Raw genomic sequence first — 24129 nt, 5'->3', positions numbered from 1 at the left:
CATTTGATTGGGGGCTCTCGCCTTGATGAACCATAATGGCATTCTCTTAGGGAAACGCTACTTCCTGTACTCGTTAGCACCGCTAGTAGAGGTGGAGGGATGGACGTTTACGATAGCCCCGGGGTTTAAGTTGATCGCAGGCGGGAGTGCCAATCCATTACAGACATTAATCAGCGTATACCGAGAGAATGAAAAGGTAGCGCAACTCGTGCTTCATCATAGACGAAGTGATTCAGATGTCACTGTGCAGGCTGTATCGAGTGATCTCCTGTTAGAAATCGCCCCGGCGACTAGAACTGTAAGTGTAGCAGAAAAGCTGTAAGGCACCCTGAACGGGGTGCTTTTCGCTTTCGAACTTCAATCATCATTCCGAGCAATCGAGGAGGCGGCAGGATCATGGTAGGGAACGAATGGCAGGTAGGTCAGTTTCAATTGTCTTGGCTGAGAGGTGGACTCACGAAGCTGGACGGGGGCGCAATGTTTGGAGTCGTGCCCAAGCCGCTCTGGAGCAAAAGATACCCAGCAAATGATCTCAATCAAATCCCTTTGCGTGCTGACCCAATCCTGGTACAGGCTCATGGCAAGCGCATCTTGATTGAATCGGGTATGGGAAATGATCGGCTAACGGAAAAACAGAAGCGCAATTTTGGCTTGGAGGAAGAGTCTCAAGTGGTGGACTCCCTCGCTGCAAAAGGGTTGTCTCCTGCCGATATTGATATCGTCATCATGACACATATGCACTACGATCATGCCAACGGACTTGTCTCTGTTCGTGATGGACAACTGGTCTCTACGTTTTCACAGGCTGTCATCTACGTGCAGGAGCAGGAATGGGCAGAGATGAGAGAGCCGAATATTCGCTCGAAGAATACATATTGGGAAGAGAACTGGCGTCCGATTGAGAATCAGGTAAAGACGTACGGAGCTTCGCACGAAGTAGTGCCAGGAATCACGCTTCATCATACAGGCGGTCACAGTCAGGGACATGCTATTGTCCGAATGGAGACAGAGGGGCACCTGCTTTTGCATCTGGCGGACATCATGCCTACACACGCCCATCAAAATCCATTATGGGTGATGGCCTACGACGACTATCCGATGACATCCATCTTTGCAAAAGAAGAATGGATCAACAACGGGATCAAGCAAGGTGCTTGGTTCACGTTTTACCACGATAGCGTTTACCGTGCGGTGAAATGGAACGAGCAGGGAGAAATGGTTGATCGTATTGAAGTTACTTTGTAAAAAGGATAGGCAAAGACCGTCAGCGTTTTCTGGCGGTCTTTTGTGTTGTCTAAGGCTTCTGTGTCCAACCCTATCGAAATTTTGATTACTCTCATAGAAATGTTTCATAATCAAAAAATTTTGAATGCTCATTGACGAACGACCATTGCCTCTCTACAATGGGAACATCACAGAGCATCTGTTCTGGCAGCGATGGGAAAGCATAACAGTGGTGAGGAGAGAGAAAATGAGCTGGATCAAGATGCGTTTACAGGAGTTTCACCCGATCGTCTGGTCATTAGTCGTCGGGACCGTGTTCGTCCGGGCCGCCAGCTCGATGAGCATGCCGTTTTTGTTTTTATACTTGTCTAATCAAACAGATATGAGCTTGGCAATGATCGGTTTGACGATTGGAGCAGGACCACTCGCGGGTACAATCGGAGGCTTTATTGCGGGGGCATGGTCAGACAGGATCGGGCGCAGGCGAGTCATGCTAGGGGCGTTGTATGTATGGACGCTCGTGTTCGTCGGGTTTGCGCTTAGTAAAGACCCGTGGATTCTGCTTTTGCTCAATATAGCAGGGGGACTCTGTCGCTCCTTCTACGAACCCGTTTCACAGGCACTGATGGCAGATGTAACGCCGCAAGAGAAACGGCTTCGGGTGTTCGGTATTCGCTACATGGCAATTAACGTAGGGGTAGCGGTTGGGCCTATCGCCGGGGTAGTGCTGGCGAAAAGCTCTGTAGCCCTGCCTTTCCTGATGACTGCGCTGATTTATCTGATCTATGTGATTAGCTTGCAAGGATTATTGAACAAGTTCGGCATCAAACAAATTGAAGGCCAAAAGAAAGAAGTCGTTACATTTAGCCGTGCATTCAGCGTAGTGGTCAATGACAAGGCGTTTCGCTTATACATGCTCGCCGGTGTTTTAGGAGCGATTGGCTACTCGCAGATGTCTTCTACGCTGGCCAAATTCGCAGAAATGACAGTCGTGAACGGAACAGAACTGTTTGCCATCCTGATGACCGTCAATGCCATTGTCGTTGTTGTGATGCAGCTTCCGTTGACGACTTGGGCAGAAAAAAAGACGCCTCTCACCGCAATATTGGTGGGAAACGTCATGTATGCGGTTGGTGATGTGGGTTATGCCTTTGCCAATTCGTGGCTGATTTTCATTGTGGCGATGGTATTTTTCACGATTGGAGAAATCCTTACGTTTACCGCAGGGGATGTCCTGATCGACCGAATGGCACCAGAGAATATGCGCGGCAGCTATTACGGTGCGAAAAGCTTCAGCAACCTCGGCCAGTTCATCGGTCCGTGGATGGGTGGATTGCTGTTGGCACATTACGGAGGTACGACCTTGTTCCTGGTGGTAGCAGCTACCTCGATGATGAGCAGTGCCTTCCAATGGGCGGGTGCTCGGGCCTTTGAGGCAACCCGCGGCAAGTCCTTGAATGAGGCGAGGGCTGAATCACTCTAACGCTTGCAAGATACGATCCGCCATCCGCTTATAGCCATCGGCATTCGGGTGGAAATGGTCTGTATACAAGTAGTTTTGTTCCTTGCGCAAGAACAAGTCGTAGGTCGGCACCACGAAAACTTGCGGGTACCGGGAGGCGATTTGGGACGCCTGATTGTTCCAGTCGAGTACGGGCCCGATGGTGTCGACGGCTGCTTCGGTATTGCCAAAAGGATTGTACAGGGATGTGTAAACGATCGTCGCCGTCTTGTTGACGGTACGAACCTGCTTGAGAATCTCTTCATAGTTGACCGCAAGCTGATTAAGAGCTGTGGTCACTTTTTCTTTTTCAATGGTATACAGCCCGCCTGTCTGCCTGAACAAGTCATTTCCGCCGATGGTAAAAAGAATCAGATCGGCCTCTGCAAGCAGCTTCTTTACTTGCTCCTGGGACATTTGCTTGAGCAACTCAGATGATTCCTGTCCATTAATCGCGAGGTTTGTAAAAGTAATCGACTGGCCCGATTTTTTCTCCAATGCTTGGCGAACGAGTCCGACATAGCCTTGACCGTTTGCGTCTCCGGCACCGCGCGTGAGGGAATCTCCTAGTGCGACTACTTTATGGACACCCTTTTCTGGTAAAGGCGAGGGTGGCAGCTCTTTTTTGGTAGGTGGGGTTGCTGTGGATGGTGCCAACTGCTGCGGATTCATCGCGAGGACAAACCCTGTCGCAAATAAGAGAAAGGAGAGTAAAGACAAGAGACCTGCCGTGCGCCAAAGAAATTGGCCAGATGTGCGCATCGGGTATCCTCCTATTCGTTTTAAAGTGTATGGTCATGGTATAATGTGGATGGACATCTTATGACAGTGTACCATAAACAGAATGCCATCGTCAGTTGACGAGGGGAGACTCAGATAGGAGGGCGCACATTGGCCGAAACGGTCCTCTCAGTAAAAGGATTGCAAAAAGCGATTGGCAAAAAGCCGATCATTCATGATATTACGTTTGACGTTTTCGCCGGAGAGGTATTTGGATTTCTCGGGCCAAATGGCGCAGGCAAAACTACTACGATTCGCATGCTCGTTGGATTGGCAAAAGCCGATGGGGGAGATATTCGCATCGGAGGCATCTCCCTTCAGGAACAGTTTCCGCAAGCGATTGCGCAGGTTGGTTGTATCGTCGAAAATCCGGAGCTGTACAAGTTTTTGACGGGCAGAGAGAATCTGGAACAGTTTGCGAGAATGAGCGGCGGCATTACGCCTGAACGTATTGAGGAAATCGTCCGCTTCGTTGATTTGGAGCGGGCGATTGATGATAAGGTGAAAACGTACTCACTCGGAATGAGGCAGCGTCTGGGGATCGCGCAGGCACTTTTGCACCGTCCGAAAATATTGATCCTGGATGAACCGACGAACGGTTTGGACCCGGCGGGGATTCGTGAATTGCGCCAGTTTATTCGCAAGCTTGCCGAGGAGGAAGGGCTCGCTGTCTTCATTTCAAGTCATCTTCTCAGTGAAATCGAGATGATGTGCGACCGGGTGGCGATTATCAGCCAAGGGAAGGTCATTTCGGTTGGATTAGTCAAAGAACTGATGGAGCAGTTTGCTGATCAGGTCGATTGGACAATCCCGTCTTCCCATATACAAAAGGCCGAGGAAGTCCTGCGAAAACTGCCAGCAGTGACAGAAGTGTGGGTGATTAGTGAAGAGCGTCTGAAATCACGCATGGATATAGAAAAAGTGAGCGAGGCGAACCAAGCGCTGGTCAATGGTGGCATTCCTGTGATGGGGATTGCGACAAAGACGGTTACACTGGAAGACCTGTTCCTTACATTGACGGGAGGAGGGGGAAGTCATGGAGCAGAGCATGGTGGGGCTCGTACAGAATGAAACCATAAAATTGCTGCGTCGGCGCCGTTTTCTCGTCGTCGTGCTGATCTTGGCGATTCTGATCCCGATTTTTACATACGCGCAGTACCGCTCGGTTGTCACTGCACAAGAACGAATGGGGACGACTGACTGGCGCCCGCTATTAACCCAACAAATCGTCGATATGCAAAACAGATTGGCATCAAGCCGTCTTCCTGAAGAGTGGCGGGATTTTATCAAGGTCAGGATTGCACAGCAGCAATATTATTTGGATCACGACATTAACCCGATGGCACCGGGGGGACCTACATTTGCTCGTGGCTTTATGGATCAAGCCATTTCGATGTTTTTGCCGATGATCATCGTCGTACTCGCGGTTGACCTCGTATCTTCTGAGTTTAGTGAGGGGACGGTCAAACTACTATTAACGCGACCCGTACGGCGTTGGAAGGTACTGACCAGCAAATACATCACCCTGCTGCTGTTTACCTCTCTTACGGTTCTCACGACACTGATTCTTGCTTACTTGCTCTCTGGGGTCGTGTTTGGCTATTCAGGATGGGACCTGCCCATTTTGACGGGCTTTGAAGTATCGGGAGGAGAGCTCGAGACATCTGGCGCTTTCATGCTGCCACAGTGGCAATTTTTGCTGATGCAGTACGGACTAGGCTGGTTCGTTTGCGTCGTGGTTGCAACGGTAACACTTATGGTCTCTGTTTTGGTTCGGAGTGCGGCTGCGGGGATGGGAATTATGATGGCGGCGTTAATTAGCGGAACGATCCTGACGCAGATGGCATCCTCCTGGGAATCGGCCAAATACTTGTTCGTGGTAAATTTGCAGCTTACGGATTATCTCAATGGAACACTGCCTCCGATTAAGGGGATGACGTTGCCGTTCTCGTTGACGGTACTGAGTGTATGGGCGATCGCAGCACTGATCATTGCATACGCGACCTTTATCCGTAGGGATGTCACATCCTAATTTGGCAAATTCCGTTACTTAATGGCAAGTCTGCTCGTCTTAACCATGACGAATGAAAAAAGACAGCGAGAGGGGAAAGGCGAACAGAATGGATGTATTATGGAAAGCAGGCTCGGTGACACTATCTGGTATGTTTGAGCTGTGGGCAGCGATCCCTGTAGGTTTTATGTTGCAGCTACCACCGGTTCTGATCGGAATATGTAGTGCGGTGGGTGCGATTATCAGCGCAGGTGCTGTTATTTTCGTGGGAGGTTCCTTGCGCAATTGGCTTTTAAAGCGTGTAGAGAAACGGAGCAAGCGCCAGGGGCGCATGTGGCAGATATGGGATAAATACGGAGTGGTTGGCCTCGGTCTCGCTTCGCCGCTTTTAACAGGAGCCCCACTGGGAGCTGCTATCGGCATCTCGCTGGGAGCCCCTACGAAAAAGCTCATGCTGTGGATGTCGGTGGGTATTATTATCTGGAGTGCGCTATTGACGGCAGGTGTGGCTTTTGGACTTTTGCAATTCATGGTACCAGAAACGAAATAGCTAAATGCAGGAAAGCCGCCAAATTATGGCGGTTTTTGTTGATGCTTATCATAACGTGAGTCTGTAGACAATCTCTCCATCGTATACGTCGCCAGTTTCTTCAAAACCGGTTTGACTGTATAAATGTCTTGCACCTGCATTGTCCGGGCATACGGTCAGGTTGACAAATCGGCTTTGCGGGAAACGGTTCCGTACCGTATCCACGATCGCTGCGAGTGCCGCTCTGCCATATCCTTTGCCTTGGTACTGGTGATCAATCAAAAAACCATTGAACCAGTAACACCAATCTGTGGAGGCGTCATAAGCAATCATGACAAACCCAACCATTTCATCAGCGTCATACAAACAGAATGGTTCATAGGCGCAGTTGTCACCGTCAGGACGGATATGAACCTTCGCCAACGAAACGGCAATAGAGGGGACAAACCGCTGCTGCTCATCCTGCACCTGCAAGCGTAGTGCATCCTGCCAGTTATCTCTGGTTGTTGGAACTAATCGAATATTAATGTCTTTGATAAGTCTTCACCTCGATCATTTTGATAGCTTAAGCGTAACCGATCCCACCTGAAAAATCTTCCTTTTCCACATGGTGATTTTTTCGTAAAATAAACCAAGGATACAAATAGAAAAGTTCCCGAAAGTGAGGTAACTGACATGGACGAGAAAAAAGAAGCGTTGGTCCCTGAACTGGAGGATCTAGTTCATAAATTTACAGAGCTGTTGACAGGAGAAGCGACACCTGAGCGCGTAGAAATGGTAAAGGTATGGTGCTTGTACACGACGATGGCAAAAGCGATGCCGCCGCTGATTCAGCATTGGGGAAGCGAGCCTGAGCATCTGGAAGCACGGAATCAAATTCGGGAAATCATCGAGCAGATCAAGCAATGGAATCAGGAGAAAAATCAAAAGCATTAAAAGTAGAAAAAAACGCTGTCACTTTGCGAAAGAGGACAGCGTTTTTTTACTTCAATCGAATCTCTAACCGGCGTAGAGGCATCAACTCTCCTTGGTACTGTAGGAGCCCCTGCTTGATCAGCTCATGAACTCGGTATGTCAAATACATATCACCAATACATTGATCGCTTTCCCCCATGACGGTACCGATCACACGTGCAGCCTTTTGGAACTCTTTAGATGCATATTCCAAGATCGAGGCATCATAAAAATCCTCCGATACTTCCAGTACCTCACCTTGTTTGTAAACGCGCAGCGTACTATCAGATTGCGACCACTTTTCCCATTCGTGGATGTGGCTTTGCACGAGAGGCGCAGGCATATTCTTTTTCACCTGATAAGCATCCATCACGAAATTAGGAGGGAGGGCACCTACGCTTTTCAATACATAAGATACCTCGTTGCCGTCTCTGTTTCTTAGTTTGTAATCGTAATTCACACTAAATGCCGTTATGTCAATTGTTTCGAATGAGAGGCTTTTATCCTGAAGCATGGAGACAATATAATGAATCCCTATGCTGTCAGATGCGTTCTGACCATGCCACAGAATTACGTTACTGCCGTCCGGAATCTGAGCTGGAAAGGATAGATTTCGTAGCAGGTATGCCTTTACTGTTGTCAGGTCTTCGGGAGAGATTGCTTCAACTCGTTTGAAAAAAGAATGAATCCATTCAATCCTTTTATTCATCCCGGTTGCGGTCTCCAGTTGATGTAGCGGTCCAACTGAAAAATCATCCTCGATACAGATGATGCTTTCCGTTTGTAGTAGATTCTGTTTGCGGAAGACGGATCGAAGTGTACCGTAGGCAGATAGGCCGAAGCAGATGTGAAATTTGTCCATTAGTTAGCTCCTCAGAATTATCTTCCTTCAATATATCGTAAATTGGATTTGATCAAAAGACAGAACAGAAAAAAGACACGATCCTGAATTTCAGGTCGTGTCTTTTCTAATGGTAGGGATCTTTTTACGGATTCCACGTAATATGTTTGGCAGCATCCATTAATTCATTTAAAGTGACTCCATGTGCCGTCATGACTACATACAACGACTGGTTGTCGGATTGAGCGTTAAAATGAGCCGCGTGCTGTGCTGTTGATGCTTTTGAATCGGTTTGATCAAAAGAAACAGCGATGGCTTGTTCTCCGTTGACCGCGAACAACTGAGTAGCGGAGAAAGTACCTGGGATTGAGAGGCTGCGCTTGCCTTCTGTATTTCGCACAACATCTACGCGAATCCAGTCGTTGTTCCGCTTGTAATCTGCAGTTAAGCGAGTCACCTTCTGACTGGTTTCGGATTCATATTGGACCGATACCGTACTCATCGAGAACCCATTCGGTGCTTGCGAGAGGGCAGGCACGGGCATATCTGATGCTTGTACAGCGGTGTTCAAATCCGAGAAGGAAGAGAGCGTAATGGGGTGCTTCGCTTCCGTCGGCAACGTTGGACCCACTAATGCATTCTCCGTCGTGCCGCCATCAGCAGTGTTTGGTTCCAATTGGGAAGCGATCCCAAAGGTCGTAGGATTCTCAGCAGCAGTGCTATTGGCTTCCTTAGCGGCTATATGGTCACCACTTTTTACTGACTCGGCAGGAACTTCCGATTTCGCTTTTGCCGCTTGATCAGTAGTGTTTCCTTGCAGTCCACGGGATGCCACGCTGTTTTGCCCGTCTTTATTGATCGTACGTGGCTCTGGTGTTGCTACTTTTTCCTCTGGTTTCACCATCGCAATCGCATTGTTCGATTGGGGAGGTGATGCAGGAGGTGTCTCTTTTGTAGGTGCTGTCGGAGCGACCTGCGATTGTGTAGCCGCGGACTCTGGATTGCTTTCTGCTTTTTTCATCGTCGCACTATCAGCGGCTGCTGGTAGGGAAGCGATAGCAGGTGCTGGAGCTTGCGGTTCCGATTTTGATTCCGCTTCGTCGTAGGCAATAGTGTTCCTGGTGTCTTTCATTCCGTTTTCTTGTACAGCAGCCATTTGAATATTATTCGGTTCCAGTTGTTGGTATCCGACGAAACCAACTGCGAGCAAGACAGCCGCTGCGCTAACCCAGGCGTATGAAGGGAAGCCTTTGGTCCAACGCTTGTTTGGCTTTGAAATCACTGTGCTCGTTTGTTGCTCTGAAGATACAGAAGCGGCGTGAGGGGGTACACCTTTTCCTGCGGTCTGGTAGATTGCTTGCATGATTCTGTCTTCCAGGTTCGCTTGAGGTAGTGGAACCTCCTTCAAGAACTGCACCTCCTCTTCTGTTGTCATTTGCGTTTCTATCCAAGCGATGCATTCGTCACAGGTTTCAATATGTGAGTGTGAATCGCTATCTGTGTCATCTAGCCATGCTTTTCTAAATGCCTGGCAGTTCATGTACGAGCCCCCCTTCCTTGCGGGATAACAATTTTGCGAGTTCCTGACGAGCACGCAAGTAACGGACGCGAGCTGTAGATTCGGCGATGCCGAGGAGTGTAGCTATTTTTTCAAACGGATATTCGTGCGTACAGCGAAGGACAATCACTTCTCGATAAGAATCTGACAGTAAGGCAAAGGCCTCCTGAATTTCTCGGCGTTGCTCTTTTGTCATGAGCGATTCCTGAGGGGATTCGTCCCGTGTATTGGACGGCACATAGGCCAGTTGTTCATCCGAGTCATGATACTTTCGGCGACGCAAGAAGTCGATGCTCTTATTTCGTGCAAGCGTATGTAACCAAGAAGAAAACTGGCTGTCCCCGCGGAATGTGGACAATTTTTCATACGCTTTAACAAATACTTCCTGAGTGAGATCCTCTGCATCAGAGCGATTGTTTACCATTTTGTAAATGAAAACGTAGATCATATGCTGATATCGCTGGATGAGGTCGCGATACGCTTCGATGTCGCCTTGAAGAATCCGCTGAATGATTTCGGCGTCGGATTGCATTGAATCTTTGGCCTCCCTTCCCTCTATGAGACGCTGGTTACTCGTAAACGTTTCAGACCAGCGTTTCGATTTCTATAATATCGTATGGATAGCCTTGTTCGACCAGAAAAAGCTGGCGATGGAGCGAAAACTCCTGCTCTCTCGTGTCTCGTGTTACTAATGTATAAAAATGGGCGGTGTTGTCGTCTGTTTTTGGCCGTAAGATACGTCCAAGGCGCTGTGCCTCTTCTTGCCTGGAACCATACGTCCCGGAAATTTGGATCGCGACGTTGGCATCCGGCAAATCAACCGCAAAATTGGCTACCTTGGATACGATCAGGCGTGTGATTTCCCCTTTTTTAAACTGCGTGTATAAAAGCTCACGTTCTTTGTCCGGTACTTTTCCTGTAATGAGTGGCAGTTGGAGGGCTGTTGCCATCTGCTCTAGCTGATCGATATATTGCCCGATGATCAAAACACGATCGTGGGCGTGCCTCTCCAATAGCTCGCGGACGACCTCCAGTTTTTTTGGATTTTCCGCCGCAATGCGAAACTTTTGACGAGCGGTTGCATGTGCATAAGCCTCCCGCCACTTCGGCTCAAAGGGGAGTCGAATTTCTCTGCAATGCGCCTCTGCGATCCAGCCTTGCTCTTCCATGACTTTCCACGGAACCTCGAACTTTTTTGGACCAATTAGCGTGAATACATCTTCCTCCCGTCCGTCTTCCCGAACAAGAGTAGCAGTCAGCCCAAGTCTGCGAGTGGCTTGAATCCCAGAAGTGACACGAAAGATGGGTGCGGGCAACAAATGCACCTCATCGTAAATAATAAGCCCCCAGTCGCGCTCTGAAAAGAGTTTCAGATGAGGAAAATCATCTTCGGCGGTGGGGCGGTATGTAAGAATTTGATAAGTCGCCACAGTTATCGGCTTGACTTCTTTGTTGTCACCAGTGTATTCGCCGACCATATTTGGATCAAGTCCCGTTTTGTCCAAGAGCTCTGCAATCCATTGACGAACCGATGTCGTATTCGTGGTCAAAATGAGTGTGGCTGTTTGCAATTGGCAAATGGCACCAAGTCCAATGACTGTTTTTCCAGCACCACAGGGCAGGACGAGTACGCCGCTTCCCCCGGTCACAGCTCCACCAGAATAGAAGGCATCGATAGCTTCTTTTTGATAAGAGCGCAAGGAGAATGCCCTGCCTCGGGATGTCGTTTCCCGCAAGCTGACTGCACAGGATTCGCCTTCTGTATAGCCTGCCAAATCTTGAACAGGAAACCCGAGCTTCATCAGCTCTTGTTTGATCAGACCCCGCGCATAGCTTTTGATGACGAATTCATTCTCAAAAAGAGCAGCGATTGATTTATAGCTGGTCACCTCTGCTAAAAGAAGTGGGTCATTACTCATTAATACGAGTTGATCACCAATGCGTTCCAAACGAAACAAGCCATATTTTCGCATCGTATCTTCGATTTCTTTGACGATGGTAGGTGGGACACCGTACTTGCTGTAATTGCCAAGCACGTCTGTTACCTCTTGGGATGTAAGACCAGATGCAGCCGCATTCCAAAGCGATAAAGGAGTGATTCGATAGGTATGGATGTATTCTGGGTTCTTGATTAGCTCGGTAAAACCGCTGATAGCTTGTCTGGCCTCGGGAAATAAAGGATGCTGTGTTTCCAACAATATCGTCCGATCGCTTTGAACGATCAAGGGCAGGTCTGGACGGTACGACAATAGACTCACCTCATTACAAAAGGCATAGGAATCAGCACTATGGTATCACAATCTCAAAAAGAAAGAAAAACGAACAGGTAACATTTTAGCGAGGATGGGAAACAATATCCCAAAGCATGGACGGAAAGGACGGCGGGGAGCATGGCAATTTGGGGAAGCTTGTTTAATTTGATCTTGGTCATAATCCTCGTACTCCTGAACGGGTTCTTTGTTGCGACTGAATTCGCGATCGTAAAAGTAAGGGAATCGCGCATTGCCCAGCTTGCAGCGGAAGGAAACAAGCGTGCTGTTGACGTCGAGAGGGTCCTGCACAATTTGGATGCCTATCTCTCCGCGTGCCAACTCGGGATTACGCTCGCTTCATTAGGGCTCGGTTGGCTGGGAGAGCCTGCCATCGCGCATCTCTTGCATCCAGTTTTTCGTTATTTCCATTTAAATGAAACGGTTGTTACCAGTATTTCCTTTATTATCGCTTTTTCGGTGATTACGTTTTTGCATATCGTTCTGGGGGAGCTGGCTCCGAAGACATTGGCTATTCAATACTCCGAAAAGGTAGTATTGGCAGTAGCGAAGCCGATCCAGCTCTTTTACAAAATCATGTATCCCTTTATTCAAATGCTGAACTGGTCCGCGAGCCGTTTTCTTGCGCTTTTTCATATATCCTTGGAGCCGCATCAGGAAGCACATACAGAAGAAGAGATTCGCATTCTTGTCAATGAAAGTCATAAAAGCGGCTTGATTGATCAAACCGAACTGATGCTGGTCGATAATATTTTTGATTTCTCGGAGACGATGGCAAGAGAAATTATGGTTCCGCGTACGGATATGGTTGTCTTGAACCTGCGCGATCCCTTTGACGAAAACGTCAAGCATGTCCAAAACGGGCGGTTTACCCGCTACCCAGTAGTGGATGGTGACAAGGATCATGTAGTAGGCAGCCTGCACATTAAAGATATGCTGACTGGGCTATTAGAAGGAGAGAGCCATGACCTTCAGACCTTCATGCGTTCTATTTTGACGGTACCGGAGACGATCTCGATCAGCCGGTTGTTGACCATGCTGCAAAAACAGCGAGGACAAATGGCGATTATCATTGACGAGTATGGGGGCACTGCCGGGCTGGTGACCCTCGAGGATATAATGGAAGAAATTGTTGGTGACATTCAAGACGAGTTCGACGACGAGCGCCCGGAGGTGGAACGCAGTGACGGGATGCTGTCACTAGACGGACGTATGCTACTGGAAGAAGTGGGCGATTATCTGGACATTGAATTGGAGTCGAGCGATGTCGATACGCTAGCAGGCTGGATTTACATGCAAATCGATCATCCGCCGCGCGTGGGGGATCGAGTAAAAGAGGGGATGTACGAATTTGTCGTGGGAGAAGTCGACCATTACAGAATCACTAGGGTATATGCAAAGAAAATCGGCAAAGCAGAGGAAGAAATCAGTTCCCCGTAAGTGAGGAAAGGGGGCTTCTCAATGCGTCATATAATTGCTATAATGGGACACAAGTTGCATAGATGGCAATGAGCCTAATTGCTTAGGGTGATTAGAGCAGCTGAGAGTAGAGACTAGAGGAGGAAGTACAGATGAGACGAGCAGTCAGTATGGTACTGACCGCATTGCTGGCGTTTTCTTTGGCAGCATGTGGCAACGAAACAGGTGGGAAAACAGAGACAGCAGCAACGACAGGCCAAGGGCAAACAGTGAAGCTGGGGCTGACACAATTTGTGGAGCACCCTGCGCTGGATGCTATTCATAAAGGAATTTTGGATGGTCTGAAGGATGCTGGCTACGAAGAGGGCAAGAACTTGGAGGTAGACTCCCAGAACGCCCATGGTGACATGAACAATACCGTCTCGATCGCACAGAAGTATGCCGGAGATAAAAAGGATATTGTCGTAGCGATTGCGACGCCATCCGCTCAGGCTGCAGCCAAGGCGATTGCTGACAAACCTGTTGTTTTCAGTTCCGTAACAGACCCGATCTCGGCTCAACTGGTTGGCAGTCTGGAAAAGCCAGACAAAAATGTCACCGGGACGTCCGATAAAGTATCGATGGAACAACAATTAAAGCTGGTGAAAACCTTCCTGCCTGAGCTGAAAAAGCTGGGCGTGATCTATACGACCTCCGAAATTAATTCAGAGGTACAGGTCAAGGAATTGGAAGACGCAGCGCAAAAAGAAGGCGTAGAAATCATCAAGGCAGGCATTTCACAGTTATCCGAAGTGCAGCTGGCAGCTCAAGGGCTCGCTAGTAAAGCAGATGCCATTATTATCCCAATTGACAACACCGTCGTATCCTCCTTTGAAGCGGTACTCGGAGCAGCAGAGGAAAACAAAATCCCTGTATTTGCTTCTGATACCGATACAGTGAAACGTGGAGCGGTTGCTACTTACGGGATTGATTACTACCAAATCGGTAAACAAACAGGCGATATGGCTGCCCGTATCTTAAAAGGGCAAACTGTTGCTGATACTCCTGTAGAGATTTCGAAACAAGCTGATTTGTATATTAATGAAACAGCTGCTGCAAAGTTTGGGCTCACTATTTCTGAGGCACTCAAACAACAGGCGAAAGAAATCATCAAGTAAAAAGAGAGCGTCATGCTCTCTTTTTATTCTTTTAAAACCGTTTTATCCATGTTAAAATTGTAGAAAAAAATTCACGAGGGGGAATTCACTAAATGTTCAAACAAAAGAAGAGTATTAAAATTTTTCAGAGTTTTTTATTTCCTTTATTGCTTTTGTCTGTTACCGCTTGTGGACAGCAAAGCACTACCCCTGCAAACAATTCTACACCAGCTCCTGCAACTACGACGGCACCTGCTCCGTCTGAAACCAAGCAGTTGACAATTGGCATTGCCCAATTCGTTGAACACCCTGCTTTGGATGCAGCAAGAGAGGGCTTTATCAGCCAACTGGCTAAAAACGGCTACGAAAAAGACAAGCAAGTAAAAATCGATGTGCAATCCGCTCAAGCGAGCATGGATACAGCCATTCAGATTGCCCAAAAATTCGAGGCTGACAAAGTAGATTTGGTGTTGGCCATTGCGACTCCAACGGCACAAGCTGCTGCACAAACCAGTAAAGAGATTCCGATCCTGTTTACTGCGGTAACAGACCCGGTAGAAGCTGGTCTCGTAGCTGCGATGGACAAGCCGGGAGCCAACGTAACCGGTACATCGGATATGAACCCTGTCGAAGAGCAATTGAAGCTGATTAAAGAAATGAAAGCTGATGCGAAATCTGTTGGAATCATTTATAGTTCTGGTGAAGTCAACTCCAAAGTACAGGTAGATGCGGCAAAAGCTGTAGCCGGCAAGCTTGGTTTAGAAATCAAAGAAGCAGCGATTACGAGCGCGACAGAAGTGAAGCAAGCCGCTGAGTCCATGGTGGGCAAAGTAGATGCTTTCTACGTACCGACTGACAACATGGTTGTATCTTCGATTGCAGCTGTTATCGGTGTAGCGGAAGCACAAAAAATTCCGGTCATCGCAGGGGAAGAAAACTCTGTGAAGAGCGGAGCGATTGCCACTTACGGGATCGACTACACGAAGCTGGGCGAGCAAACTGCCGATATGGCAGCAAAAATCCTGAAGGGTGAAGCGAAGCCAGCTGATATGGCTGTAGAAGTGCAAGCAGACATGAAGCTCGTATTGAATAAGAAAGCAGCGGAAAAAATGGGTGTGACGATTCCGCAAGCCATGCTCGACCGTGCTGGACAAGTGATCGAGTAATAAATGCAGTAATTGGAGGATTTCTTCTATGAATCAACTGGCAGTAATGGGAGCCATTGAGCAAGGTTTACTATTTGGTATCTTGGCTCTCGGTGTATATCTGACCTTCCGTGTCCTGAACGTTCCTGACTTGACCGTAGATGGTAGTTTTGCCTTGGGAGGCGCAATCGCAGCCAAGTTCATTATCGATGGAACCAATCCGTTTTTGGCTACTCTGCTGGCTTTCATCGTAGGTGGTCTGGCAGGAGCTTTTACGGGCATCTTGCATACCAAAGGAAAGATTAACGCACTTTTGGCGGGGATCTTGACGATGATCGCTTTGTACTCAATCAATTTGCGTGTCATGGGGAAAGCGAATCTGCCTCTTTTGCGGGAGGATACCCTGTTCACTTATGTGAAGGATATGGGCATTCCAAACCTGGCCGTAGGTGGAGTTACCTTGCTGTCTGGTGTAGCAATCGTCTTTATCGTAGGGGTCATGGTGTTGAAGCTCATCATTGACTGGTTCCTGCATACGGATATGGGTCTGGATTTGCGGGCGACAGGTGACAACTCGAAGATGATCCGCAGCTTTGGGGTAAACACGGATTCGACTACGATCATCGGTTTGGCTCTCTCCAATGGCTTGGTAGCGTTAGCTGGTGCGTGGGTAGCCCAATACCAAGGCTTTGCGGATGTAGGGATGGGGATCGGGATGATCGTCATCGGTCTCGCTTCCGTTATTGTCGGGGAAGTTTTGTTTGGCAGTTCTTCGATTTTCCGAGTGACGCTTGCTGTCATTCTCGGCTCGATTGTGTACCGCTTGGTCATTGCACTGGCTCTGGATGCAGGGCTTAATCCTTCTGACATGAAGCTGATTACTGCCCTGATTGTTATCTTTGCCCTGACAGTTCCAACTGTGGCAAAAGGCATTTGGAAAAAGCAAGCGGGACGCACGGCAAGGGGAGGAAGCAGCGATGCTTAAAATTACAAACGTCAACAAAGTATTCAACGCAGGAACTGTGAATGAAAAGATCGCGCTTCGAAACGTCAATCTGCAGGTAAAGAAAGGAGAGTTCATCACCGTTATCGGTAGTAATGGTGCCGGTAAATCGACGATGATGAACATGATCTCCGGTGGACTGACGCCAGATAACGGTAGCATTACAATTGACGGCAAAGATGTCACGCGCTTGGCGGAGCACCAACGCGCAGGTCTGATCGGCCGTGTGTTTCAGGACCCAATGGCAGGTACAGCGCCGAACATGACGATTGAGGAAAATCTGGCAATCGCTTTGGGGCGGGGGAAACGCCGTACACTTGGATTTGGGGTGAATAACCAGAAGAGAGAGCTGTTCCGCGAGCAGCTCAAGCAGTTGGATCAAGGGCTGGAGAACCGTTTGAAGACCAAAGTTGGTTTTCTCTCGGGAGGACAGCGTCAAGCGCTTAGTCTGTTGATGGCTACCTTCACAGAGCCGAAGATTTTGCTCCTCGATGAGCATACAGCAGCGCTTGACCCGAAACGGGCGCAGTTGATTGTAGATTTAACGGAAAAAATCGTGGAGCGCTATAAACTGACAACGATCATGGTCACGCATAATATGGAACAAGCGTTGAACATGGGGAATCGTCTGTTGATGCTCCACGATGGGGGAATCATCCTCGACATTCCGGATGAGAAAAAACGGACGATGAAACCGCAGGATCTGCTTCGAGCATTCGAAACAGCCCGCGGTGGAGAAAGCTTCAGTGAAGATCGCTTTTTGTTAACCTAATTGGGTCGAATCAGCCTTCCTGTTCAAGCGGGGAGGCTTTTTCGTTGTTGGAAAGATACACGTATATGAATCCGGCACCGATTAAGAGAATGCCTGCGACAATGGTGAAAAGCAGCGTGCCGCCATAGTGCAGCAAGACAAGGCTGCCCAAGTACGGTCCGCACATGCGGGAAATATCCCAGTGTGTTCCTGTTATTGCGAAGTACCGCCCGCGCATTGTGACAGGTGATATCCGTGTGACGAAGGCCATCAATTGCGTCAGACCAATACTCTCTCCGATGACGAGTAACACTTGCAAAGCGAGAAGGACAGGTACGTTGTCAATAAAGGCGTAGCCCAAGGATACGATGAGAAAACAAATGTACGAGCCACTAATCAACAGGCGGGCTGGCAAGTGCTGGGTCCATTTGACGAGCAAATACTCGAACAGAAGCAACATGACCCCTTTTACCGCAATGAGCAAGGCGAGTGTTTGCAAATAGTCTGGCAGCGTGTATTTCAGATGAAGCTGGAGGTTCGTTTCGGTTTGCGCGTAAAACAGACTGATCGGCAAAGCCAGCATCATAATGGCAAGGGCTGGTCGATAAACATGCCAGGAGCCGCGTGAACGTACGTCTGCTGCTTCTTCGACGGGAGCTTCTGGCAGTGGGGTTTGCGGTATTTTCCACCAGACGGCAAAAGCATAGATCAATAGCGAGATCGCAGTAAATAAAAATGCCATAGCAGGATCGTACTTATAAATGATGACACCGACTAAAGGTCCCAATGCTGCCCCGATACTGCTGGAAGTATTGAGAAGGGCAAAAGCACCAGCCATTTGTGTGGAGGAAATCGTATCAGCGAGATGTGCACGGCTGACAGGGATAAACAAGGAGCGACCAGCACCGTTGATGATATACAGGATCGCAAAGCCCAGTATAGAGTCTGCCCAAGCCATTCCCAGCATGGCGAAGCCTTGTAGAAACAAGGCGAGTAGCATGATCGTTTTACGGCGATAACGGTCCGTGATGCCACCGGCAAATAGCGTCAGCAAAATCTCGGAGAAGGGCTGCAAACCAATGACGAGCATGGTCATAGTGACAGAGCCGCCGATGTTCTCGCTCAAGTACAAGACGAGAAACGGGGCGATCATGGCGCTGGATAAAGAGGTAAGCGTTTCGCCGAACAAACGGACCCAGAGGAGTGTCGGATACGCAGCAAAGACTCGACGCAGTGCATGAGGGATGTGTGACATAAGAAAATCCTTTCTTTCGGCTTTTTCCGGTTAGTTGGTGTTTTTAGAATTGTAAGGTGGCAAAGACCGGAGAAAAAGCGTACGATTAGGCGTATAGCTTTTTCATGTTTTATGAGGAAATTGGTGGTGGCAAGATGCAACTCGTTGAACAATACATGCGCTTATGTGCGGGTCGACCTACTGAAGCGATAGGGAATCCGCTTGACATATCGTTAGCTGAAGTTGCTTCCCTTTTGTTTTGTACATTGCGGAATGCGACCTTGACCTTGAAAAAAATGCAAAGCCAGGGATGGATAGTCTGGCAGCCGGGGAGAGGGCGAGGAAATCGATCTGTATTGACGTGCTTGCTTGTGCCCGAAGACCTGATTATGAGCGTAGCCAAGGAACTCGTGCAAAAAGGGGAGATTCGTGCTGCACGGGATATGATCGAGGAAAAAGGGAGAAATTTGCCTGTTTTGGGTGAAAAATTTTCACGATGGATGAATAGTCAGTTTGGACATCGTGTGAAGCGGGAAAAGGGAAGTAAGGGCAGAGTTGATACCTTGCGTTTGTTTTACAGTCGACCATTTGCAGGGCTTGATCCGATTCATATTCTCCTGCGCTCCGAGTCACATATGGTCAAGCAGCTATTTGATTCTCTGGTCCGGTTTGATCCATGCACGAGACGGATTGAACCCGCTATCGCTTTTTATTGGGAGGCGAGTGAAGAAGGAAAGCAGTGGACTTTTTACTTGCGGAAAGGTGTTTTATTCCATCATGGCCGCCCACTTGTTGCTGATGATGTGCGCTTTTCTTTACTTCGTTTGATGGAGCATTCCTTTAAACATCGCTGGCTAGCCGCTTCAATTGAATCGATTACCGTCAAAGATGACTACGTATTGACGATCTCTTTGCATAGGCCGGATGAATTGTTTTTACAGGCACTGAGCAAGGAATATATGTCAATTGTCCCCTGTGATTACGTTCTGGAGATGGGGGAGCAATTTGCTAAAATGCCAGTAGGAACGGGGCCGTTTCGAGTAGTCCGCAACGACGATTCCATGATCGTGCTAGAAGCGTTCACGCCTTATTTTGGGGGAAGGCCGTTCTTGGACCGAATCGAAATCTGGTGCGTTCCTGGAATGGCAGCAGAAGCACAGGCAGATGAGGGCTTGTTATCCGTAACGGCGTTGGATGATCATCGTGATACGAGCTTTCTAGCATGGAGTGACGTTGGCAGATTGGAAGAATGTTTTCAATACGTCAGTTTGAATGGAGCAAAAAATGGCCCGCTGTCACATAGCGAGCTTCGAAGTCTCCTGGTTGCTATCCTTTGTGGACAAGCCTTGAGACAAGAGCTACAGGGAACGAGGGAGCATGCAGTCATCTGGGGTAATACGGATTTGTTCCAAGGAAAAAGAGAGGTGCCGGATTCACAGGAGCTGGTTCGTATATTCAAAGAGAGCGGGTATCTGGGAGAGGCACTGTCGCTCTATACGTATCCAGATTCCGATCATATAGAAGATGCCCAGTGGATTCAGAAAACGTGCGAGGAATACGGAATTGCCATAGAGATCAGGTACGCATCCCCGGAGGAGCTTGCCTTGCCTTCGTTATTACGAGACGCAGATTTGGTTGTGGATAGTGCGAATGTAGATGAAAGGGCAGAGCTGTCTTTACGAGAATTTCTATACGCGGGTGCGTTGAGTATTTCTCATCATTTAGATCCGCATGGAAAGAAAGAGATCGCGCATTGGATGAACCGCATGTCGTGCGTCCAAACGGCACAAGACCGACAAGCATGCGTGGACATCATCATGCAAACTCTTGCGGCTTGCAGTACGTTTGTCCCGCTGTATTCGAATCGGGTAGAAATGCTTGCACATCCGCGTTTATCCGGTGTAAGTCTGGATGCCTATGGCTGGATTGATTTCAGACGCATTTTTGTGAGGGAATAGCATAAATTTGTCACATAATTATGTGAAACCGCTTTCGTTTTACATCGTATTATCATATGTAGTTATTTATTATGCTCATAAAGTTTTTTGAGGAGGAACCATGCCGGTGTATACCAAAATCGAAAAGGACAAACACATTTTGTTTGCGTCCATTCGCTTGATGATCTGCGTCGGACACGCCGACGGTTATATAGGAAATAAAGAAATGGATCGTATTCATGAAATCGTGAATTCGGAGCATTTTACATTGAAAGAACGACAAATTTTAATGGATGATATGGACTATCCGAAGCGTCCGGAGGTCATCGTGGAAGATCTGGTAGCCATGACGCAGGCTGAAAAGCTCGTTATGATGCGCAAGCTCTACCACATGGCATTGATCGATCGGAAGCTATCACCGTCGGAGACAAAAGAGATTGCCCGTATCGCATGCCTGATCGGAATCTCGGAGGAAAAGCAGCGTCAAGTAGAAGAGTGGATTCGTGAAGGGATTGTTTGGCGCGAACGCTGGAAAGATATTGTAGGTGAATAGCCGGGGCCCCAATATGATTGGGGTCCTTTTGTTTTAGGTGGAAGCGTGGCGCAGCCTCGTTTTCTACAGTACAATAAGAAAAATAACGTCTCAGCGAGTGGCAACGCTATGGATGAAGGAGGAGACCCTATTTTGCGGATTTTGGTTACGAATGATGATGGGATCGATGCTCTTGGTATCAAACGATTGGTAGAAGCTTTGCTCACTTTGGAGCGAGCGGAAGTCTATATCGTGGCACCGGTTGAAGAGAAAAGCGGGGTCGGACACGGAATCACTTATCGCAGTGCACTCGCGCCTGAACAGCGAGATTTTTACGGAATGCCTGTGAAAGCGTGGGCGGTCAATGGCAACCCTGCAGACTGTGTAAAAGCGGCTTACCATCTCCTGTTTGAACATGGGAAAAAGCCGGATATCGTATTCTCGGGGATTAACGTCGGGACGAATCTCGGACGTGATATTTATTACTCCGGTACGTGCAGCGGTGCCAGGGAGGCGGTAATTTTGGGTGTTCCTGGAGTTGCTCTTTCCTATGATAACTGGTTCGATCAAGACAACTACGGCGAAGTTGTGGAGATGATTCGTCCAATCGTAAAAGAATTCAGCGATCGTGCGGTCAAAGGAGAATTGGCGTCAGAGGTATTTTGGAATATTAATATCCCGCATGTACCGCTGGCTGAGGTGAAAGGAATGGTTCCGGCTACCTTGTCCATGAACCACTATGAAGACAAATATAGTGAAGAAGCAGAAGGATATTATTTGGCACGCGAGTATCCTCAAGTCATGCCACTAGCGGAGCCGCTGGACTATGATTTGCTCAAGCATGGCTATATTGCGATTACCCCTGTCCACATTGACGCGACAGATCGGACTCTCTTAAAACAAATGGACAATTGGGCATTGCTAAAAGCTTGGGGAAAACAGGAGGAATAACGGATGAACGACGACTTTTTTCCTCCGCTAACTCCTGATGACAGCCAGTGTTCTCCTGACGATTCAACGCAGGGAGAGGTACTCGATCCCGTAGTTTATCACGATTTGTACAAGCTGGCAGAAGAAGAGGGACTTCCTTACTTTGTCCGTCTTAGCGGCACAGGTGAGGTGGAGCTGTATTTAGTATTCGAATCGGTGGATGCTTTCAGCGAGCAGACAAGAGATGCCGTTTCGCTCGAGTTCAAGACGTATCAAAATAAGCTGCTCGCTGTCATTTGGACACTGTCGGACCCGCTGAATCCACTTGGTTTTCCCTTGACGTTCGATATAGCGCGTGCTGAAGAGCGAAGCATGGCCTTGAGATTGATTGAGCAGCCTTATACTTCTTTGCACTACTTGGCTTATACGGATCGTGAGCTAACCCATATCTATTCCGAGTCGATTTCTTTTTCCCCAGGGGAAGTGGCTCGTACACGCGAGATGATTCAAGCGCTATATGAGGGAACACCCGATACACTTCCAGAAGAGGTGCAGGTGCGTGAGGAAGAGACCGAAAGCATCCCAGCGATGAGCTTGCCTGCATCTGTGTTTACAGAATCGGGGATGGCCTTCGTATTGCGTTACAAGCAGATGAGAGATGTCCATGGTGAAGAAGGAGCGCAGCATTTATTGATGAGTACTGTGCAGCAAGCAGTATGGGTCATGCGCAGGCACGCCCGCAGCGAGGTCCGGGATACGTCCTTTACCGTATGGGCTGCGGAAGCGGGCGATTACGCGATGATCGTGTTGACGCCAAGCCTCTCGCATTTGTTCGAGGTCGTTCACATGTCAGAGGATGAGGCGAATCCTTTCTCGCGCTTTTTGATGACCTTGCCGGAGTATGTGCAGACGCAGGACGCATCACCCTTGCAGGTAGGCGCCTATCCACTATTGCGCTATGAGAGCGGTCGCCTCTATCATTTGGAGCTGGATGAAGATGTACAGAAGCATCTCGCGCAGGTGTTTGCGAAAGCGTTTCCAGGAATGTCTGTCCCATACCTGTAATTGTTGAGAGATTGTGAAAAAAGATTCTCCCGGGAATTTTTTAGTCTTCGATGAAATATGGGTAAATAAGTCATTTTTCAACAAAGGATATGACAAGAGGGAATTCGAATTAGGTAAGACAGACAATCCATTGGGAGAGGTGACGACGATGTACGCTGTTGAACCCAATTTGTTCCAAGCTGTTTCTGAATGCGCCCACCGTTTTCAAGGGGAGATTGAGCAACTGGCACAACGTCATACACTTACGATCGAAGGAGGGCTTCCGGCCCTGGAGCTGCAGGTACATCCTCAGTTTCAGGCTTTGCTCGAGTACAATCTGTGGGGAGACGCCGGTTTAGTAGTTATCCATGGGAAATTACATAAGCGCGATCACGTTTGGACAGATTCGTTTTCTGTCATGATGAAGTTTTCCTTGACGCATGATCCGAGTATCGATATCGAAGGAAAGAAGCAGCGCATTGAAGAGTATTTATACGGGGAAGCAGAGTACTTCTGGAATATCCCTCCCGCTGGTCATGTCGGTCATAGCGAGCTGACCTTGCGCTTTACCTACCAGCCTGGATCGAACCGTCTTGCGGAATACGTCAGGAGTGTTTTGGGAATCGTAACCGGAAAGATGATGGCTGCCTAACGCGGCATAAAAGATAAATGGCTCTCCGTCACAGGAGGGCTATTTTTTTCGAAGGAGGACAGAAATGCGCTTATTCATAGCATTGGATATTCCAACTGAGGCTGCCGCTTATATTGCCGATGTTCAAAAACGGTTGAAGCAAGATGTGAAGGCGGACAGGTGGCAGTCTCTCGCTAATTTGCATTTGACTCTGCATTTTCTTGGAGAGGTGGATGAGTCACTCGTACCCGCAATCTGTGAGGATATGGATATCGTCAGCGCGATTATCCAGCCTTTTACCCTGCGTGTTGGCAGCTTCGGGGTTTTTCCGAATGCCCTGCATCCACGTGTTCTCTGGCTGGGACTGCGTGGCCAACTTTCTCCTCTCAACCAGCTCCATTTATTGTTGGGCAGACGGTTCGAATTGCACGAAGGCTTGTCCTACGATCGGAAACGGTACCGGCCGCATATTACGCTGGCGCGCGGTCCGCATTGCAACGGTGATGAGTTGGCCCTCCTGGATTGGAATGAACGTTATTTAGCGCAGGAGCCGCCACAATGGAAGGCACGGCATTTTCATTTGTATCGTTCCGAGCTGTTACCGGAGGGAGCGGTACATACGATGATCCACACGAGCACGTTTGATAAAGATCACAGCAAAAAACAAGCGTTGCCTGAATAGACTAAGAAGAAAGGATC

25 protein-coding genes are annotated in these 24129 nt (G+C 48.4%); 18 read left to right on the top strand and 7 right to left on the bottom strand.

Annotated elements, in window-relative coordinates:
* Window positions 1–25: 25 nt before the first annotated feature.
* The 3 genes from HP568_RS10105 to HP568_RS10095 all read left to right on the top strand — a co-directional run bounded on the left by HP568_RS10105 (window position 26) and on the right by HP568_RS10095 (window position 2707).
* The gene (locus HP568_RS10105) at window positions 26–322 is read left to right on the top strand and encodes a hypothetical protein (RefSeq protein WP_016742437.1); all 297 of its coding nucleotides are present in this window, start codon (window positions 26–28) and stop codon (window positions 320–322) included.
* Window positions 323–396: 74 nt separating this feature from the next.
* Window positions 397–1245, top strand: coding sequence for a YtnP family quorum-quenching lactonase (locus tag HP568_RS10100; RefSeq protein WP_048033916.1), 849 nt, complete (start codon window positions 397–399; stop codon window positions 1243–1245).
* A 226-nt stretch (window positions 1246–1471) separates the two neighbouring features.
* Complete coding sequence (locus HP568_RS10095; protein WP_173628991.1) at window positions 1472–2707, top strand: MDR family MFS transporter; 1236 nt, start codon at window positions 1472–1474, stop codon at window positions 2705–2707.
* Here the strand turns inward: HP568_RS10095 and HP568_RS10090 are convergent.
* Complete coding sequence (locus HP568_RS10090) at window positions 2699–3487, bottom strand: GDSL-type esterase/lipase family protein (RefSeq protein WP_173628990.1); 789 nt, start codon at window positions 3485–3487, stop codon at window positions 2699–2701. The two genes, HP568_RS10095 and HP568_RS10090, sit on opposite strands and share 9 nt — an antisense overlap.
* 129 nt (window positions 3488–3616) lie before the next feature.
* On the opposite strand from HP568_RS10090, the gene HP568_RS10085 reads away from it, so the two are divergent.
* From HP568_RS10085 to HP568_RS10075, 3 genes are all read left to right on the top strand, one after another.
* On the top strand, window positions 3617–4576 hold the full coding sequence (locus tag HP568_RS10085; protein WP_048033913.1) for an ABC transporter ATP-binding protein: 960 nt from the start codon (window positions 3617–3619) through the stop codon (window positions 4574–4576).
* Complete coding sequence (locus HP568_RS10080) at window positions 4542–5537, top strand: ABC transporter permease (RefSeq protein ID WP_048033912.1); 996 nt, start codon at window positions 4542–4544, stop codon at window positions 5535–5537. Before HP568_RS10085 ends, HP568_RS10080 begins: the two co-directional genes overlap by 35 nt.
* Window positions 5538–5625: 88 nt before the next feature.
* Window positions 5626–6066, top strand: coding sequence for a small multi-drug export protein (locus HP568_RS10075; RefSeq protein ID WP_048033911.1), 441 nt, complete (start codon window positions 5626–5628; stop codon window positions 6064–6066).
* 48 nt (window positions 6067–6114) lie between these two features.
* Here the strand turns inward: HP568_RS10075 and HP568_RS10070 are convergent, their stop codons facing one another.
* Window positions 6115–6573, bottom strand: a complete 459-nt coding sequence (locus HP568_RS10070) for a GNAT family N-acetyltransferase (RefSeq protein ID WP_048033910.1) — start codon at window positions 6571–6573, stop codon at window positions 6115–6117.
* A 147-nt stretch (window positions 6574–6720) separates the two neighbouring features.
* Between HP568_RS10070 and HP568_RS10065 the strand changes: the two genes are divergently transcribed.
* Window positions 6721–6981 carry a DUF2573 family protein gene (locus HP568_RS10065; RefSeq protein ID WP_048033909.1) on the top strand — a complete coding sequence of 87 codons (261 nt, stop codon included), beginning with the start codon at window positions 6721–6723 and terminating at the stop codon, window positions 6979–6981.
* Between the two features lie 46 nt (window positions 6982–7027).
* Here the strand turns inward: HP568_RS10065 and HP568_RS10060 are convergent, their stop codons facing one another.
* The 4 genes from HP568_RS10060 to HP568_RS10045 form a co-directional block, all read right to left on the bottom strand.
* Complete coding sequence (locus HP568_RS10060) at window positions 7028–7861, bottom strand: DUF1835 domain-containing protein (RefSeq protein WP_173628989.1); 834 nt, start codon at window positions 7859–7861, stop codon at window positions 7028–7030.
* Window positions 7862–7985: 124 nt separating this feature from the next.
* Complete coding sequence (locus HP568_RS10055) at window positions 7986–9380, bottom strand: hypothetical protein (protein ID WP_173628988.1); 1395 nt, start codon at window positions 9378–9380, stop codon at window positions 7986–7988.
* Window positions 9361–9930, bottom strand: a complete 570-nt coding sequence (locus HP568_RS10050; protein WP_007716978.1) for an RNA polymerase sigma factor — start codon at window positions 9928–9930, stop codon at window positions 9361–9363. Before HP568_RS10050 ends, HP568_RS10055 begins: the two co-directional genes overlap by 20 nt.
* A 52-nt stretch (window positions 9931–9982) precedes the next feature.
* Entirely contained in the window at window positions 9983–11647 is a 1665-nt protein-coding gene (locus HP568_RS10045; RefSeq protein WP_048033906.1) for a DNA repair helicase XPB, read from the bottom strand.
* A 141-nt stretch (window positions 11648–11788) separates the two neighbouring features.
* Between HP568_RS10045 and HP568_RS10040 the strand changes: the two genes are divergently transcribed.
* The 5 genes from HP568_RS10040 to HP568_RS10020 all read left to right on the top strand — a co-directional run bounded on the left by HP568_RS10040 (window position 11789) and on the right by HP568_RS10020 (window position 17143).
* Window positions 11789–13108 carry a hemolysin family protein gene (locus tag HP568_RS10040; protein WP_173628987.1) on the top strand — a complete coding sequence of 440 codons (1320 nt, stop codon included), beginning with the start codon at window positions 11789–11791 and terminating at the stop codon, window positions 13106–13108.
* A gap of 131 nt (window positions 13109–13239) precedes the next feature.
* Window positions 13240–14244, top strand: coding sequence for an ABC transporter substrate-binding protein (locus tag HP568_RS10035; protein ID WP_048033904.1), 1005 nt, complete (start codon window positions 13240–13242; stop codon window positions 14242–14244).
* Window positions 14245–14336: 92 nt separating this feature from the next.
* Window positions 14337–15389, top strand: coding sequence for an ABC transporter substrate-binding protein (locus HP568_RS10030; protein ID WP_048033903.1), 1053 nt, complete (start codon window positions 14337–14339; stop codon window positions 15387–15389).
* Between the two features lie 28 nt (window positions 15390–15417).
* On the top strand, window positions 15418–16353 hold the full coding sequence (locus HP568_RS10025) for an ABC transporter permease (protein ID WP_173628986.1): 936 nt from the start codon (window positions 15418–15420) through the stop codon (window positions 16351–16353).
* Window positions 16346–17143: an ABC transporter ATP-binding protein gene (locus HP568_RS10020; RefSeq protein ID WP_048033902.1), complete on the top strand. Its 798-nt coding sequence runs from the start codon at window positions 16346–16348 to the stop codon at window positions 17141–17143. Before HP568_RS10025 ends, HP568_RS10020 begins: the two co-directional genes overlap by 8 nt.
* 10 nt (window positions 17144–17153) lie before the next feature.
* On the opposite strand, the gene HP568_RS10015 is transcribed toward HP568_RS10020, so the two are convergent.
* A complete protein-coding gene (locus HP568_RS10015; protein WP_173628985.1) occupies window positions 17154–18377 on the bottom strand; it encodes an MDR family MFS transporter in 1224 nt (407 codons plus the stop codon).
* A 134-nt stretch (window positions 18378–18511) separates the two neighbouring features.
* Between HP568_RS10015 and HP568_RS10010 the strand changes: the two genes are divergently transcribed.
* The 6 genes from HP568_RS10010 (at window position 18512) to thpR (ending at window position 24112) form a co-directional block, all read left to right on the top strand.
* Complete coding sequence (locus tag HP568_RS10010) at window positions 18512–20314, top strand: SgrR family transcriptional regulator (protein WP_173629013.1); 1803 nt, start codon at window positions 18512–18514, stop codon at window positions 20312–20314.
* 100 nt (window positions 20315–20414) lie between these two features.
* The gene (locus HP568_RS10005; RefSeq protein ID WP_048033900.1) at window positions 20415–20846 is read left to right on the top strand and encodes a tellurite resistance TerB family protein; all 432 of its coding nucleotides are present in this window, start codon (window positions 20415–20417) and stop codon (window positions 20844–20846) included.
* Window positions 20847–20954: 108 nt separating this feature from the next.
* Complete coding sequence (gene surE / locus HP568_RS10000) at window positions 20955–21776, top strand: 5'/3'-nucleotidase SurE (protein ID WP_173629012.1); 822 nt, start codon at window positions 20955–20957, stop codon at window positions 21774–21776.
* Between the two features lie 3 nt (window positions 21777–21779).
* Window positions 21780–22820: a hypothetical protein gene (locus HP568_RS09995; protein WP_048033898.1), complete on the top strand. Its 1041-nt coding sequence runs from the start codon at window positions 21780–21782 to the stop codon at window positions 22818–22820.
* A 148-nt stretch (window positions 22821–22968) separates the two neighbouring features.
* A complete protein-coding gene (locus tag HP568_RS09990) occupies window positions 22969–23451 on the top strand; it encodes a hypothetical protein (protein ID WP_048035900.1) in 483 nt (160 codons plus the stop codon).
* A gap of 64 nt (window positions 23452–23515) precedes the next feature.
* Complete coding sequence (thpR, locus tag HP568_RS09985; protein ID WP_173628984.1) at window positions 23516–24112, top strand: RNA 2',3'-cyclic phosphodiesterase; 597 nt, start codon at window positions 23516–23518, stop codon at window positions 24110–24112.
* Window positions 24113–24129: the final 17 nt, after the last annotated feature.

The sequence above is a fragment of the Brevibacillus sp. MS2.2 genome (genome assembly GCF_013284345.1).
Classification (GTDB): Bacteria; Bacillota; Bacilli; order Brevibacillales; family Brevibacillaceae; genus Brevibacillus; species Brevibacillus brevis_C.
This window is presented reverse-complemented; position numbering and strand designations above follow the sequence as displayed.

Coding starts and splice junctions, on each gene's coding strand:
- surE (WP_173629012.1), top strand. CDS start 20,955: ATGGATGAAGGAGGAGACCCTATTTTGCGGATTTTGGTTACGAATGAT.
- HP568_RS10095 (WP_173628991.1), top strand. CDS start 1,472: ATGAGCTGGATCAAGATGCGTTTACAGGAGTTTCACCCGATCGTCTGG.
- HP568_RS10035 (WP_048033904.1), top strand. CDS start 13,240: ATGAGACGAGCAGTCAGTATGGTACTGACCGCATTGCTGGCGTTTTCT.
- HP568_RS09995 (WP_048033898.1), top strand. CDS start 21,780: ATGAACGACGACTTTTTTCCTCCGCTAACTCCTGATGACAGCCAGTGT.
- thpR (WP_173628984.1), top strand. CDS start 23,516: ATGCGCTTATTCATAGCATTGGATATTCCAACTGAGGCTGCCGCTTAT.
- HP568_RS10090 (WP_173628990.1), bottom strand. CDS start 3,487: ATGCGCACATCTGGCCAATTTCTTTGGCGCACGGCAGGTCTCTTGTCT.
- HP568_RS10065 (WP_048033909.1), top strand. CDS start 6,721: ATGGACGAGAAAAAAGAAGCGTTGGTCCCTGAACTGGAGGATCTAGTT.
- HP568_RS10080 (WP_048033912.1), top strand. CDS start 4,542: ATGGAGCAGAGCATGGTGGGGCTCGTACAGAATGAAACCATAAAATTG.
- HP568_RS10060 (WP_173628989.1), bottom strand. CDS start 7,861: ATGGACAAATTTCACATCTGCTTCGGCCTATCTGCCTACGGTACACTT.
- HP568_RS10105 (WP_016742437.1), top strand. CDS start 26: ATGAACCATAATGGCATTCTCTTAGGGAAACGCTACTTCCTGTACTCG.
- HP568_RS10015 (WP_173628985.1), bottom strand. CDS start 18,377: ATGTCACACATCCCTCATGCACTGCGTCGAGTCTTTGCTGCGTATCCG.
- HP568_RS09990 (WP_048035900.1), top strand. CDS start 22,969: ATGTACGCTGTTGAACCCAATTTGTTCCAAGCTGTTTCTGAATGCGCC.
- HP568_RS10040 (WP_173628987.1), top strand. CDS start 11,789: ATGGCAATTTGGGGAAGCTTGTTTAATTTGATCTTGGTCATAATCCTC.
- HP568_RS10020 (WP_048033902.1), top strand. CDS start 16,346: ATGCTTAAAATTACAAACGTCAACAAAGTATTCAACGCAGGAACTGTG.
- HP568_RS10030 (WP_048033903.1), top strand. CDS start 14,337: ATGTTCAAACAAAAGAAGAGTATTAAAATTTTTCAGAGTTTTTTATTT.
- HP568_RS10055 (WP_173628988.1), bottom strand. CDS start 9,380: ATGAACTGCCAGGCATTTAGAAAAGCATGGCTAGATGACACAGATAGC.
- HP568_RS10100 (WP_048033916.1), top strand. CDS start 397: ATGGTAGGGAACGAATGGCAGGTAGGTCAGTTTCAATTGTCTTGGCTG.
- HP568_RS10010 (WP_173629013.1), top strand. CDS start 18,512: ATGCAACTCGTTGAACAATACATGCGCTTATGTGCGGGTCGACCTACT.
- HP568_RS10005 (WP_048033900.1), top strand. CDS start 20,415: ATGCCGGTGTATACCAAAATCGAAAAGGACAAACACATTTTGTTTGCG.
- HP568_RS10050 (WP_007716978.1), bottom strand. CDS start 9,930: ATGCAATCCGACGCCGAAATCATTCAGCGGATTCTTCAAGGCGACATC.
- HP568_RS10025 (WP_173628986.1), top strand. CDS start 15,418: ATGAATCAACTGGCAGTAATGGGAGCCATTGAGCAAGGTTTACTATTT.
- HP568_RS10075 (WP_048033911.1), top strand. CDS start 5,626: ATGGATGTATTATGGAAAGCAGGCTCGGTGACACTATCTGGTATGTTT.